Raw genomic sequence first — 14073 nt, forward strand, 5'->3', positions numbered from 1 at the left:
CCGGTTAGCCATCCGCCTAGTGCTAAAAATGCACAGGGGAATAGCAATAAACCAGACCAGCCTACGAATACGAAGCGATCGCGCTTCAACCAGTCGTCGAGAACGTCAAACCACCCTCTGCTACTGGGGGTGCGTCCTAGTGCGATCGTCATTGGACTAAAATCCTCTTTTTTACTAAAATTGCAACGTTTTGAGGAATTAACGTTTTTTTGACACTCTCAAATGCTTTAGTGCATTTGATTTTATGAGAAAATACCGCTGGTTAAGTCGGTCTTTCTCAGGGTTGTGCCCTATCCGCGATCGCTAGCTTTAAATTAAGCTAGTGATTCCTTAATGCTTCTTAACTTATCATATTAGTCGTGCTTTGTGCTTGATTTACATACGTAAATCAAGTTTTGAGCATGAACCCATTAAATATAATCAATATCAGAAATTTTACAATCTGACACAACTTTTCTCAGAAATCTTAAAACAAACTTGCAATAGATCCACCTCCAGTGGCAGACTTTTAAAGGGAATTTATCAAACACCAAGGTAGTTCCATGACGACATCAACAACCATTAACAAAGGCGATAGCGTCTTGCATCAAAAGGTTCTCGGTTCGCGTCGGTTGAGTAACTACTGGTGGGCAAGTATCGTAACTTTGGGAGCAACAGGTTTTTTGTTGGCTGCAATATCCAGCTACCTCAAAGTTAATTTACTCATAGTTACCGACCCAACTCAACTGATATTCGTCCCCCAAGGATTAGTAATGGGGTTATATGGTATTGCAGGCTTGCTCCTAGCTCTTTACCTATGGCTAGTTATCTTATTAGACGTCGGTGGCGGATATAACGAGTTTAATCGGGAAACTGGCAAAGTTAAAATCTTTCGCTGGGGCTTTCCTGGTAAGAACCGTCGTATTGAAATTGACTGCAACACTCAAGACGTACAATCTGTACGAGTACAGATCAAAGAGGGTCTGAATCCTCTTCGTGCCTTGTATTTGCGTGTTAAGGGGCGTCGAGACATCCCCTTAACTAGGGTGGGTCAACCCATGCCTTTAAAAGACTTGGAAACACAAGGCGCTGAATTAGCAAGATTTTTAGGAGTACCTTTAGACGGTTTGTAAGCAATACCGCTGGGTGGAATTCAAAAAAGCCTGCGTTATTAGCCTTTGACCTGTTTTTAGATGGTCGGTTTATTTCCGCCATGCTGTACTAGTTCGAGGTTTTGGATAGTCGAATATCTAGACAGCTAATAGCTAATCTCTAGCATTTAGGAGCATAAGTAAAAGAAATAACAAAAGAAAACAGTTAGTAATTGCCAGTTTATAAGTATTACGTATACCCAGATCAGAAGTTAAGATACTCTGGTTGAGTCTATAACTGAACAATACTGAATAATGCGGTTAAGAATTTCTAAACGTTTAGTTGTTTTTGTAATTGTCGGTGTTTTGATGGTAAGTGGATGTACGCCAAAGGAAGTAGTTTCTAATTCTTCTTCCGCTACTTCCACAGCTACCGAGGCAAGTACTAAGACAACCGCACAAACAACAGAGACAACCACAGAGGCGACTTCTGTACCTGAAGCTACAAATGAGGCTATTCCTGGAATGAAAGATTTACCAAGACTCGAAGGCAAAGCTACTGTGGTGATGATGGTTAAAGGTTCACCTATCACCATTGAAGTAGATGGCACTAATGCCCCGATCACCGCTGGCAACTTTGTAGATTTAGTGCAACGCGGTGTATACGATGGGTTAGTTTTTCATCGAGTAGTACGTCAACCCCAACCATTTGTAGTTCAAGGCGGCGATCCTAAAAGTAAAGATCCTAAAACTCCCTCACAACTTTTGGGAACAGGTGGTTTTATCGATCCAAAAACAGGTAGTGAACGCTACGTACCCTTAGAAATTAAGCCACAAGGATCGGACACGCCGATTTATAGTAAAACATTTGAGATGGCTGGCGTGACTCAGCCACCTGTATTGCAGCATAAGCTGGGTGCAGTAGCAATGGCGCGATCGCAAATGCCTGACTCTGCTTCCTCGCAATTTTATTTTGCTTTAGCAGACTTAGGTTTTCTAGATGGTAACTATGCCGTATTTGGCTATGTCAAAGAAGGTATGGATGTAGTTAACAAAATTCAACAAGGCGATCGCATTGATTCCGCGAAAATCACTCAAGGTGCGGAAAACCTGAAGAATGGTGGAAAATAGGGAATAGTTAGTGGTTAGTGGATAGTGGATAGTGGTATAAAATCAACTACTAACTACTAAATACTAAATACTAACTACCAACTACTAACTACTAACTACTAACTACTAACCACTAACTACTAACCACTAACTACTAACAAACAACAATGATTCAAAATTGGCAGACGTCGTTGTTACTGGTATTGGTCTTGTTTCTGCTTTAGGCAAAAACTTAGTAGATAGCTGGCAACAATTGCTAGCAGGGAAATCTGGAATTCAAATCCATCAACCATTTCCAGAACTTGAACCGCGTCCTTTGGGGTTAATTAGCAAGCAACCAGCACAGCTGAGAACACTAACTCAATTGCTGGTTGCTTCTGCTTTACAAGACGCCGGATTAATTCCTCCTTTGGAAGACTGCGGTATTTCCATCGGTTCGAGTCGCAGCCATCAAGCGGCGTGGGAGGAGATGGCGAGGCAGATGTACGACGGCAAAGGGGCAAGGGGCAAGGGGCAAGGGGCAATGGGCAATGGTAAGAAAACCAATTCCCAATGCCCAATTCCCAATGCCCAATTCCCAATTCCCAATGCCCAATTCCCAATGCCCAATGCCCACTCCTCTTGGCTAGACACCCTGCCCCACATGAATGCGATCGCAGCTGCACGACAAATTGGTGCGACTGGGGTAGTTTTAGCGCCAATGGCGGCATGTGCTACTGGTATTTGGGCGATCGCCCAAGCGGTATTGTTGATCCAATCTGGTCAATGTCAACGAGTCCTGACAGGTGCTGTGGAAGCAGCAATTACACCCTTGACTATAACTGGTTTTCAGCAGATGGGTGCTTTGGCAAAAACTGGGGCATATCCTTTTGATTTGCATCGCGAAGGTTTGGTTTTGGGAGAAGGGGGGGCTTTATTCGTTCTAGAATCAGCAGAATTGGCAAGGCAGCGTCAAGCAAAGGTGTATGCTAAGATACTTGGCTTTGGGTTAACGGCAGATGCCTATCATCCCAACGCACCAGAACCACAAGGCAAGAGTGCGATCGCAGCGATTGAGCAATGTTTGGTACGCAGTAGCTTCAGACCCAGCGATATCGATTACATTCATGCTCATGGTACGGCTACGCAGATGAACGATAGTATAGAGAGCCGATTGATACAGAATTTATTTCCTCAAGGTGTGCCAGTTAGTTCTACCAAAGGAGCTACAGGTCATACTCTAGGTGCATCAGGAGCTTTGGGAGTAGCTTTTTCTTTGATGGCATTGCAGCAACAAATATTACCGCCATGTGTAGGGCTAAAGCAACCTGAGTTTGATTTGGATTTAGTTAGAGAGGCACGTCAAGCCGAAATTCGGCAGGTGCTGGGTTTCAGCTTTGGCTTTGGGGGACAAAATGCGGCGATCGCTTTAGGCAATTAAAAATTAAAAATTAAATGACGAAAAAGCAGAATTTAGAAAGTACTTAAGTCTGGATCAAAAAATAAAAAATCCCTAAGAATTTATTAATTAATTTTTACACCTTTGCTCTCTTAACTCTCTGTGATTTCAACATCCCCTGACAGGTAAATGCTTCATTTGCACGTCATCTTGAGAAAATAGATATGATAATAAAAGTCGATAAAACTTAAAATTTGTTTATCAATGCTGGTTTCCTCCTCTGGCTTGTCCAAGGTCAAAGACTCAGTAAAAGAAAAGATTTTTTTCGGCAACGAACCAACCGCCGAATTAATCGCCATTCTCACCGTTTACTTTGTCCAAGGTGTTTTAGGGTTGGCGCGTTTAGCCGTCAGCTTTTTCCTCAAAGATGAACTGGGACTAAATCCAGCCCAGGTATCAGCACTGTTGGGGATTGTTGCTTTACCTTGGATTGTCAAGCCATTATTTGGTTTTATGTCCGATGGCTTCCCGATATTGGGCTATCGACGGCGTCCATACCTGATTTTATCGGGGATAGCGGGAACAATTTCTTGGGTGGCTCTAGCAACAATAGTTCACACACCCACAGCGGCGACAGCGGCGATCGCTCTTGGTTCCTTATCTGTTGCCGTCAGTGACGTCATAGTTGACTCATTGGTTGTCGAACGAGCAAGAGCAGAATCTCAAGCAAAAGCAGGTTCTCTGCAATCTCTATGCTGGGGTGCTTCAGCCTTTGGCGGTTTGATTACCGCTTACTTCAGCGGCTTGCTTTTAGAGCATTTCAGCAATCGTACCGTATTTTGGATCACCGCCTCTTTTCCCCTGATTGTATCCGCAGTAGCTTGGTTAATTGCTGAATCTCCCGTTAGTAGCGAAGATGCTAACGATAGTCATAACACCAACTTTCAAGCAGTAAACCATCAACTCGGGCAACTGCGCCAAGCCGTTACTCAAAAAGCAATTTGGCTACCAACAGCTTTTCTCTTCATTTGGCTCGCTATGCCAACTGCTGAACCAGCCTTTTTCTTCTTCACTACGAACGAACTACACTTTGAACCAGAATTTTTAGGGCGAGTGCGTTTGGTAACGAGTGTAGCCGCCTTAGTTGGAATTTGGATCTTCCAACGCTTTCTCAAAACTGTTCCCTTCCGCGTCATCTTTACTTGGAGTACCATCTTCTCAACAACTTTGGGGATGACGATGTTGCTGCTAGTGACTCATACAAATCGTGTTTTGGGTATTGATGACCACTGGTTTAGTTTGGGCGACAGCCTGATTCTCTCCGTCATGGGACAAATTGCCTATATGCCAGTGTTAGTACTAGCAGCAAGGCTATGTCCATCGGGAGTGGAAGCAACATTATTTGCCCTATTGATGTCAGTAACTAATTTGGCAGGACTAGTTTCCTACGAGTTAGGCGCAGGGTTGATGCATTTATTGGGAATCACCGAAATAAACTTTGAAAAACTCTGGCTTTTGGTAATTATCACGAACCTCAGCAATTTGTTACCATTACCATTTGTTTACTGGCTACCTGCTGCTGACTCTCAAGGCGAGACAGCAAAGAATTTACCACCAGCATCAGTACACGATCGAGAAGAATCTTTTGTACCCGATACAATCCCTAATTTGATGCTGCGAGAACTAGAATCGGAAGCAGTTGAGTAATGGTTAGTAGTTAGTAGGTAGTAGTTAGTAGTTGGTTTTTACCACTAACCACTAACCACTATCCACTCTCCACTCTCCACTAACCTCTAATTCATCCAAAATTTAAAATCCAAATTTGATATGCAGACTTTTGAAGTTCAAGAACAAGTTTTTACAGCTTCCGCAAAATCTTACAACCGTAATGATTGGCAAGGGGGATATAAGTCTCTAAAACAAGAGTTCGATTATTGGATAGATGACATAGAAGGGCAGATTCCAACCGAACTCAACGGTACGCTGTTTAGAAATGGTCCTGGTTTATTGGATGTAAATGGACAACCAGTTCATCACCCATTTGATGGGGATGGAATGATTAGTCGCATCACATTCTCAAATAGTCGTGCTCACTTCCGCAATCGCTTTGTTCGCACTGCTGAGTATCTGCAGGAACAAAAAGCAGGGAAAATTCTTTATCGCGGTGTCTTTGGTACACAAAAACCAGGTGGTTGGTTGGCTAACGCCTTTGACTTTAAACTCAAAAATATTGCCAATACAAATGTTATTTATTGGGGTGGTAAACTGCTAGCTCTTTGGGAAGCGGCTGAACCCCATCGCCTCGATCCTTATACACTGGAAACTTTAGGCAAAGAATACTTCAACGGTGTTCTTTCAGAAGGTGAAGCTTTTGGCGCACATCCACGCTTCGATCCCAGCAGTCACTTTGATGATGGTGAACCTTGCTTGGTAAACTTTTCTATCAAGCCGGGACTGTCTACGACAATTACTATTTTTGAGCTAGATACAACTGGTAAAGTTGTCAGAAAGCACGCTCATAGTGTTCCCGATTTTGCTTTCATCCACGATTTTGCGATTACCCCCAACTACTGTATATTCTTTCAAAATCCCGTCGCTTTCAATCCCATACCTTTTGCATTGGGAATGCGGGGTGCAGGAGAATGTATTAAGTTTCAACCCAATCAACCGACTCGGATTATTATCATTCCCCGCAGATCCCCCCTTAATAAAGGGACAAAAACGGATGTGGAAATTCTTGAAACTCACTCTGGTTTTGTCTTCCATCATGTCAATGCTTTTGAGCAAGACAACGAAATTATTATTGACTCTATTTGTTACGAATCATTACCAGAGGTGGAACCAGAAAGCGATTTCCGACAAGTTGATTTTGAAGCCCTCAAGCCTGGACAAATCTGGCGTTTTCATCTCAATCCTCAGAAAAAAACTGTGCAGCGGAAGTTGCTAGAAAGTCGGTGTTGTGAATTTCCTAGCGTGCATCCCCAAAAAGTTGGACGCCCTTATCGTTATTTTTATATAGGTGCAGCTCATGCTCCCAGCGGTAATGCTCCCTTGCAAGCATTTTTAAAAATTGATTTAGAGTCAGGAGAACGGCAACTTTGGAGTGCTGCACCCCGAGGTTATGCCAGCGAACCAGTGTTTGTACCCCATCCTAATTCTCAAAATGAAGATGATGGTTGGGTGCTGGCTTTGGTTTACGATGCTGCTTGCGATCGCTCAGATGTGGTCATTTTGGACGCGCGCAATTTTAATCAAGGACCAATAGCGCGACTGCATCTCAAACATCACATTCCCTATGGCTTGCATGGGAATTTTACCTCTGAGGTGTTTTTAGCATAGTTTGGAAATTAGACTACTCTGTGCGCGATCGCTACCTTGTGGCAAAATGATACTCTACTAGAAGCTGCTACGTGTCCACAAACCTGCTGTTCTCGTCTACACGAGTGGCTTCTCTGTATAATTAACTTATTTTCAACACAGGCGATCGTAACGAAAGAGCACTGCCTCAGTTCATAAAAATTTTTAACCCTATGCTGCGGGAATTTGCTCTGATTAGTATCTACAGCACAGCTGACTTATTTTTTAAGAGCAATTCACCATAGGAAATGAACACAGATAATTAAGTATCTTTTTTATCTGTGTTCATCTGTGTGTATCTCTGGTTTTCCTATATTACTATCTTTAAGGCTAGCAAAAAAAGTTACATCTAATATTTTTGTAACATAAGTTACAAAATTTGTTTTTTCCCAAAAAAAAAGGCTATTCTAGGCATATATAATCCGGTTCGCAGAGATGCCGCGATTGGGAGAAAACTTTATGATTACAACATCCCTACAGCCGCTGGAGGCTCCTTCTCCTGCGTATATTTGCCCATTCGATCAGGCCTGTAGCTACCTTGAAGCAGCAGCGCGAGAGTTAAAGCTGGATCAAGGTATTTTGGAGGTACTCAGCCATCCCCGCAAAGTCGTCACGGTATCCATTCCCGTGAAAAGGGATAATGGTGAAATACAAATTTTAGCAGGACATCGGGTGCAACATTGCGATGTTTTGGGTCCCTACAAAGGTGGTACTCGTTACCATCCGGCTGTGACGTTGCGAGAGGTATCAGCGCTAGCAATGCTGATGACCTGGAAATGTGCGTTGTTAGGTATTCCCTACGGTGGTGCAAAGGGAGGTATTGCTATAGATCCAAAACATTACAGTGTGGGTGAACTAGAAAGGATCACCCGTCGTTACACCAGCGAGTTAATCAAAGATATTGGTCCAAGCATAGACATCCCAGCACCAGATATGGGCACTTCTGCCCGTGAAATGGCTTGGATGATGGACACCTATTCTGTAAATGTCGGTCATGCCGTACCAGGAGTTGTAACTGGTAAGCCACTTTCTATCGGTGGCTCCCGAGGACGGGAAATGGCAACCGGACGCGGCGTGATGATCGTTGTCAGAGAGGCGCTGGCAGATGAGGGTAAGTCCTTAGCGGGAACGCGAGTAGCTATCCAAGGTTTCGGGAATGTGGGCGGAGCAGCGGCTTTATTGTTTCACCAAGCAGGAGCTAAGGTGATAGCTGTTTCGACTGGAGCTGGAGGAGTTTATTCTGAAGCTGGTCTTGATATCCCAGCTTTGCAAGTCTATGCTGCTCAGAACCGCAGAAGTGTTGTTGGTTTCCCTGATGCAGTACCAATTAGCAATGCTGAGTTATTAACTTTACCTTGTGATGTGTTGATTCCCGCAGCTTTAGAAAACCAGATCTCAGAAGATAATGTCAATCAGGTACAAGCCAAGATAGTTGCAGAGGCAGCTAACGGCCCAGTAACTCTGATAGCAAGCCAAGCGTTAGAGGCACGGGGTGTAACGGTATTACCAGACATCTTGGCGAACGCTGGCGGTGTGGTGGTGAGTTATTTGGAATGGGTGCAAGGTCTTTCTTACGTATTTTGGGATGAAGAACGTGTTAACCGTGAAATGGAACACTTGATGGTGCAGGCATATAAACAAGTGATTCAACACTCAAGGAAACGGCAGATTTCTTTAAGGTTGGCAGCCTATACACTGGGAGTTGGACGTGTTGCCCAAGCACTGACCGATCGGGGTTTGTATCCTTGAGCTAGAAGGCAATACAATAGATTTCTGCTAAAGTTTGGGGTTTCCACACTCCTTTAACCTTATCTCAACCTCTTGCAAAAGTAGATTTTGCAAGAGGTTCAATCTAAGTTTTACATATGTTTAATCATTTGCAATATCACGTACTACTTAGTTCCAGCATTCTGGGAACTATTTTGTTTTGGTTTACGAATGCACCAGCGATCGCCCACATCAACCCCATCACCAACAGTGCGATCGCAGTTGGGAAATTGGGAACTTAGCTTTGGCTAAAAATTGTAGTGCAACCGCCCAAATCAACCCCATCATCAAAAGTGCGATCGCACTACTGTAATTGCTCCCCTGATTCAAAACTAATTCCAGTCTGCAACGTTTCCCCTATTTGCACCAGACCAGATATATCAGTTAAGGTATCAGTTAAGAATTTAGTGGAATACTTGTGTCAGCAAAGAGTGTGCAACGAAGTGCGATCGCGCCAAGCGCAGTTTCCGGAGGCGATGTCTACGACGGGCTACGCCTACGCACCTCATTAACCCATTTGAGAAATGCGATCGCTTATTTGACACAATTGCTCAGAGTGCGATCGCCCACATCAACCTCATCATCACAAGTGCGATCGCCTTTACAAAAGTATGAACATCAAGGGTGCGATCGCCTTTACGAGGGTATGAATATCAGGGGTGTTACAGGTTTAAAAGCAGCGCTTAAAGCAACGCTCTTGACATTGGGGGCACTGGGGGAAACTGACTATGCTCGGAAGGTTGAAGAATATGCGCTTTTAGGCATTCCTGAATATTGGATTGTGGATTATCGAGGATTGGGCGGTGTAGCATTTATTGGTAAACCCAAACAACCAACCTTTACCGTCTGTCAACTCGTTGAAGACACCTATATTCAACAACAATATCGATTAAATCAATCAATTAACTCACCGCTTTTGCCCCGTCTTCAACTTCGCTTAGATGATATTCTGCCTCGCTGAGTGTATTAGGACATTGAGGTGCGATCGCAGCCCTTGGAATTGTACAAAATTAAAGTTGAAGTTCCGATTTGCGTAAAAGAGTAGCAATTTGAAACGCAGAGGGGCGCAGAGTAAGCGCAGAGGGGCGCAGAGTCTTGGTGCAAAAATTTCGCTATCAACTTATGCAATGTTGTACTAAGACATAAAGGTAAAAATCATTTGACTCAAGACAATTTTGTCAGCAATCCCAAGAAGCGCTTGGTATTCGGTGTCAACAATGTCCGCCGATAGGCATCCGCCGCCTTTTTAATACCTTCCGCTTGCGTCGGATAAGGATGAATGACGCTACTCAGCTTGCTCAAACCAATTTTATTAACTATTGCTGTGGTGACTTCTGAAATCATTTCACCCGAATGACTAGCAACGATAGTTGCACCGAGAATTTCATCAGATCCTTTTTTGTGGAGGATTTTGACAAAGCCTTCCTCTTCACCATCGGCGATCGCTCTATCTACACTACTAAAAGGTATCTTGATCGTATTAAAATCAATGCCTTTTTGCTGGGCTTCGCGATCGTACATTCCCACATGAGCAATTTCTGGGTCAGTATACGTCACCCAAGGCATGATCAGACTACTAAGTTTATAACGTCCCAAACCAAAGGGTGAAAACAGCGTATTCTTAATGACAATCCGCGCCGCTGCATCAGCAGCATGGGTAAACTTCCAGTTCATGCAGATATCACCTGCTGCATAAATCTTGGGATTGGTGGTTTGCAAGTAATCATTTACCCTGACACCCTGCTGCTGGTCGTACTCTACTCCCACAGCTTCTAAATTCAAGCCTTCGACATTTGGAACCCTTCCCGCACCAGCTAAAATTTCATCTACTGTGACTGAATCTTCTTGACCATTGCAGCTAAAGTAAAGCGTCTTGCCTTTGATATTATTTTCCACCCGCTGCATCTGACAGCCCAATACTAAACGAATTCCTTCTTTAATAAAAACATTTTGAATAATTTCAGCAGCATCAGCATCCTCTTTATTGAGGATGTGAGAACCGCGATGGAAAAGTACTACCTCACAACCCAAACGTCGGAATGCTTGTGCTAATTCGCAACCGATCGGGCCACCACCAATCACCGCCAAACGTTGTGGTCGTTGCGTGAGGGAAAAAACTGTCTCGTTAGTCAGATAACCAGCTTCTTCAATTCCTGGTATGGAGAGGCGTGCAGCCCTTGCACCAGTGGCAATTACAGCTTTTTTAAAGCGTAGGGTCTTGTCACCAACTACTACAATATTGTTACTTGCAAAATTAGCGCTACCCAAAAAAACATCGACTCCCAACTTTTGAAAGCGTTTGGCTGAGTCGTGATGGCTAATACCAGCCCGAAGCCGTCGCATCCTTGCCATAACTGCGGGAAAATCTACTTCAATATTTTGGGGAACGTGAACTCCGAAGTCTTTGGCATTCCACATTTCACCCACTACGCGCGAAGACCGGATCACGCACTTTGATGGCACACAACCAACATTCAAGCAATCTCCACCCATCAGATGCTTTTCAATTAATGCCACCTTCAAACCTAAACCCAGACCCGCTGCACCCGCCGCCACTACCAATCCCGCTGTACCTGCACCAATCACAACTAAGTCGTAACAATGGGCAGGTTTAGGGTTAACCCAGTCTGGTGGATGCACGTAAGAAACCAATGTCTGGTTATACTCATCAATTGGGCTAACTATAACTTTTTGGAATTCAGAATTGGACATTGGTAACTCCCTAATTGTTAGTAGTTAGTAGTTAGTAGTTAGTAGGTAGTAGTTGGTTGTTTACTATTAACCACTAACCATTAACCTCTTGTTCTAAAGCTTTGCGGGCAATACGTGTGACATAAAGTGTCACGGCGACTGTAGCAATAAAACCAATAATCCGAATTGCCCATTGAACGGTGGGGTTGGTAGGTTGAGTTTGTGTGCCAATCATGGCAAGATTTCCAGCCAAGGAACCGATGTAAACGTACATGATTGTTCCAGGGATCATACCGACAGAACCGATGAAGTAGTCTTTGAGCGAAACATCGGTAATGCCAAAGGCGTAGTTTAATAAATTGAAAGGAAATATGGGGGAAAGACGGGTTAACAGAACAATTTTTAGTCCTTCTCTACCAACTGCGCGGTCAATTGCAGCAAATTTTTTGTTATCTGCAATTTTCTTGGCTACCCATCCCCTTGCTAAATAACGTCCGACAAGGAAAGCGGCGATCGCCCCCAAGGTTGCACCGATGAAGACGTAGAGAGAACCCCAAACTACACCAAAGACAACGCCAGCACCTAAGGTGAGGATGGAACCTGGCAAAAAAGCGACGGTAGCGATGATATAGAGGGCAATAAATGCGATCGCCCCGAATGTACCCAGGCTGTCAATCCACTGCAAGGCATTTCGCAACCATTCTTGAGGATTGAATCCTTGCGTATTCACAGATTCTTGTGCTAATGCAGGGTCTGCATTTGACCAAAAAGCAATACTAAATGCAAATAAAGTTAAGACACCTAATTTGAAAATTTTCTGCAATTTTTGAGTAGATATAAGTTTATTTTTCATGACTGTTAATTACGAGTACAATCTACTTGATAATTTACTTTTAGTACTCAAATTCTATAATTTGAGCAACCACAAATTTACAGAGATGGTTGATTTTTTGTTTGCAATTTTATCTAGTTTAATTTTGATGATTTTTATCTTATTTAATTCCTATTTTCTAGTTATTTTCCACGCTTTCTTTGAGAGATTTTTGAGCTACTCTTGTTACGTAAACACTCACCGCCACAGTAGCAATAAATCCAATTCCTTGCATCACCCATTGCCCTATTTGAGTTGCTGGAGTAGTTGGCTGAGTGGGAGTGCCAATCATTGCTAGGTTGCCAGCAAGAGAACCAATATAAACGTACATCACAGTACCTGGAACCATGCCAATAGAACCCAAGATATAGTCTTTTAGCGAAACCTGGGTAATTCCGAAAGCATAATTTAACAAGTTAAATGGAAAGAGAGGAGACAAGCGAGTCAATAGGACTATTTTGAATCCTTCTTTACCAACTGCTCGATCAATCGCTTTAAATTTAGGATGTTTTTCTAACTGTCGGCAAACCCAATCTCGTGATAAATAACGTCCGATTAAAAATGCAACAGTTGCTCCCAAAATTGCTGCGATTAATACATAAACAGACCCCCAAAAGAAGCCAAATAAACAACCACCTTTCAGTGTCAGTAGAGAACCAGGTATAAATAGTAATGTAGCCAAGTTATAGATAAGAATAAACGCTATCGCACCAAATGAACCAAGGCTTTGAATCCAGGTAATAGATGACTGCAAAAATTCTTGAAGATTCAAGGATTTGGCAGCAATGAGCAGGGTAGTAACTAGACAAAATAACAGTATCAGTTTGAGTTTGGGTTTGAGAAAGCGTTTGTGTTTTTGGTGCATGGGAGTTTATAGGAACTCAGGGAGATGGGGAGTTGGGGGGAGTGGGAGACGACCAACCACTAACTACTAACTACTAACCACCAACCATCAACTACCAACAACTAACAAAATACTTAAGCTAAATGAGAAACAGCTTAAAGTCTCCTAAGTTTTTCCCGACGATACCAACTCCAAATTCGCATGGGGGAGACACCCAGGTAATAAGCAATAATGATTATTTGATTCAGCAGCGTTGTTTGCCAAATTCCTTTTTGCAGCCAGCGGCGTGCTGATGTAATAACTGGCACTGGAATAAACGCAATTTTCCCTAGACTTTTTAAACGCTGCATCAGTTCAAAGTCTTCCATAATAGGTAATTCAGGAAAGCCACCGATTTCGTTAAATATCTGTCTAGTTAAAAAAATTGCTTGATCGCCGTAGGGCATTTGTAAAAAACGCGATCGCACATTCACACCCCATTCCACCAGCCGCAAACTCCCCATTTCTGCATCGATTCGCAAAGCAAACGCACCAGCTACAATCCCAGGCTGTGCTAATGCTGTGCGAACCATAACATCAAAACCAATAGGTAAACGGGTATCAGCATGAAGGAATAGCAAAATATCACCGCTTGCAGCTACAGCACCTACATTCATTTGGTTAGCACGTCCGGCTATAGATGAGATGACTGTGACACCAACAGACTTAGCGATTTCTACCGTTTTATCTTTTGAACCGCCATCCACCACAATTACTTCAACATTTGTACTGGGTTGAGTACTAGCTAATGCAGCTTTGATATTCTCCGCCTCGTTGAGTGTAGGGATGATAATAGAAAGTCTGGGAATATTAATACAAAGATTTTCACGTTCTGACAACTTTTGTGTTGCTCCTACCTGAGTACTTTCTCCATAAAGTAACACCAAAAATTGCGGGAATTTGAGGAGGCGTAGCGCAATTATCAACTCACTTTGGAAATCACACT

At 43.2% G+C, this 14073-nt stretch carries 11 protein-coding genes and 2 pseudogenes; 8 read left to right on the forward strand and 5 right to left on the reverse strand.

Features of this window, described 5'->3' with window-relative positions:
• Nucleotides 1-152 (reverse strand): annotated as a pseudogene (locus HXY43_RS16305) (photosystem II D2 protein (photosystem q(a) protein)); the annotation flags it as partial.
• A 390-nt stretch (nt 153-542) separates the two neighbouring features.
• On the opposite strand from HXY43_RS16305, the gene HXY43_RS16310 reads away from it, so the two are divergent.
• The 8 genes and pseudogenes from HXY43_RS16310 to HXY43_RS26965 all read left to right on the forward strand — a co-directional run.
• Complete coding sequence (locus HXY43_RS16310; RefSeq protein ID WP_290884692.1) at nt 543-1112, forward strand: photosystem I assembly protein Ycf4; 570 nt, start codon at nt 543-545, stop codon at nt 1110-1112.
• Nucleotides 1113-1385: 273 nt separating this feature from the next.
• Nucleotides 1386-2201 (forward strand): peptidylprolyl isomerase, encoded by an 816-nt coding sequence (locus HXY43_RS16315; protein WP_290884695.1) that lies wholly within the window; start codon nt 1386-1388, stop codon nt 2199-2201.
• A gap of 157 nt (nt 2202-2358) precedes the next feature.
• The gene (locus HXY43_RS16320) at nt 2359-3600 is read left to right on the forward strand and encodes a beta-ketoacyl-ACP synthase (RefSeq protein ID WP_290884698.1); all 1242 of its coding nucleotides are present in this window, start codon (nt 2359-2361) and stop codon (nt 3598-3600) included.
• 222 nt (nt 3601-3822) lie between these two features.
• Nucleotides 3823-5265, forward strand: a complete 1443-nt coding sequence (locus HXY43_RS16325; RefSeq protein ID WP_026732140.1) for a folate/biopterin family MFS transporter — start codon at nt 3823-3825, stop codon at nt 5263-5265.
• Nucleotides 5266-5385: 120 nt separating this feature from the next.
• On the forward strand, nt 5386-6897 hold the full coding sequence (locus tag HXY43_RS16330) for a carotenoid oxygenase family protein (protein WP_290884702.1): 1512 nt from the start codon (nt 5386-5388) through the stop codon (nt 6895-6897).
• Nucleotides 6898-7374: 477 nt separating this feature from the next.
• The gene (locus tag HXY43_RS16335) at nt 7375-8664 is read left to right on the forward strand and encodes a Glu/Leu/Phe/Val dehydrogenase (RefSeq protein ID WP_290884705.1); all 1290 of its coding nucleotides are present in this window, start codon (nt 7375-7377) and stop codon (nt 8662-8664) included.
• 178 nt (nt 8665-8842) lie between these two features.
• The gene (locus tag HXY43_RS16340; protein ID WP_290884708.1) at nt 8843-8995 is read left to right on the forward strand and encodes a hypothetical protein; all 153 of its coding nucleotides are present in this window, start codon (nt 8843-8845) and stop codon (nt 8993-8995) included.
• Nucleotides 8996-9400: 405 nt separating this feature from the next.
• A pseudogene (locus HXY43_RS26965) lies at nt 9401-9643 on the forward strand (Uma2 family endonuclease); the annotation flags it as partial.
• Between the two features lie 203 nt (nt 9644-9846).
• Here HXY43_RS26965 and HXY43_RS16350 read toward each other — a convergent pair.
• From HXY43_RS16350 to HXY43_RS16365, 4 genes are all read right to left on the reverse strand, one after another.
• Nucleotides 9847-11394, reverse strand: a complete 1548-nt coding sequence (locus tag HXY43_RS16350; RefSeq protein ID WP_290884714.1) for a mercuric reductase — start codon at nt 11392-11394, stop codon at nt 9847-9849.
• A 73-nt stretch (nt 11395-11467) separates the two neighbouring features.
• A complete protein-coding gene (locus HXY43_RS16355) occupies nt 11468-12226 on the reverse strand; it encodes a TVP38/TMEM64 family protein (protein ID WP_290884717.1) in 759 nt (252 codons plus the stop codon).
• A gap of 157 nt (nt 12227-12383) precedes the next feature.
• Nucleotides 12384-13109: a TVP38/TMEM64 family protein gene (locus HXY43_RS16360; RefSeq protein ID WP_290884720.1), complete on the reverse strand. Its 726-nt coding sequence runs from the start codon at nt 13107-13109 to the stop codon at nt 12384-12386.
• A gap of 134 nt (nt 13110-13243) precedes the next feature.
• Entirely contained in the window at nt 13244-13966 is a 723-nt protein-coding gene (locus HXY43_RS16365) for a TIGR04283 family arsenosugar biosynthesis glycosyltransferase (protein WP_290884785.1), read from the reverse strand.
• Nucleotides 13967-14073: the final 107 nt, after the last annotated feature.

This window comes from Fischerella sp. (assembly GCF_013388695.1).
Lineage (GTDB): Bacteria > Cyanobacteriota > Cyanobacteriia > Cyanobacteriales > Nostocaceae > PCC9605.

What these genes read in the sequence shown, in the direction of transcription:
- HXY43_RS16325 (WP_026732140.1), top strand. Translation starts at nt 3,823, where the DNA reads ATGCTGGTTTCCTCCTCTGGCTTGTCCAAGGTCAAAGACTCAGTAAAA.
- HXY43_RS16350 (WP_290884714.1), bottom strand. Translation starts at nt 11,394, where the DNA reads ATGTCCAATTCTGAATTCCAAAAAGTTATAGTTAGCCCAATTGATGAG.
- HXY43_RS16330 (WP_290884702.1), top strand. Translation starts at nt 5,386, where the DNA reads ATGCAGACTTTTGAAGTTCAAGAACAAGTTTTTACAGCTTCCGCAAAA.
- HXY43_RS16335 (WP_290884705.1), top strand. Translation starts at nt 7,375, where the DNA reads ATGATTACAACATCCCTACAGCCGCTGGAGGCTCCTTCTCCTGCGTAT.
- HXY43_RS16355 (WP_290884717.1), bottom strand. Translation starts at nt 12,226, where the DNA reads ATGAAAAATAAACTTATATCTACTCAAAAATTGCAGAAAATTTTCAAA.
- HXY43_RS16360 (WP_290884720.1), bottom strand. Translation starts at nt 13,109, where the DNA reads ATGCACCAAAAACACAAACGCTTTCTCAAACCCAAACTCAAACTGATA.
- HXY43_RS16310 (WP_290884692.1), top strand. Translation starts at nt 543, where the DNA reads ATGACGACATCAACAACCATTAACAAAGGCGATAGCGTCTTGCATCAA.
- HXY43_RS16315 (WP_290884695.1), top strand. Translation starts at nt 1,386, where the DNA reads ATGCGGTTAAGAATTTCTAAACGTTTAGTTGTTTTTGTAATTGTCGGT.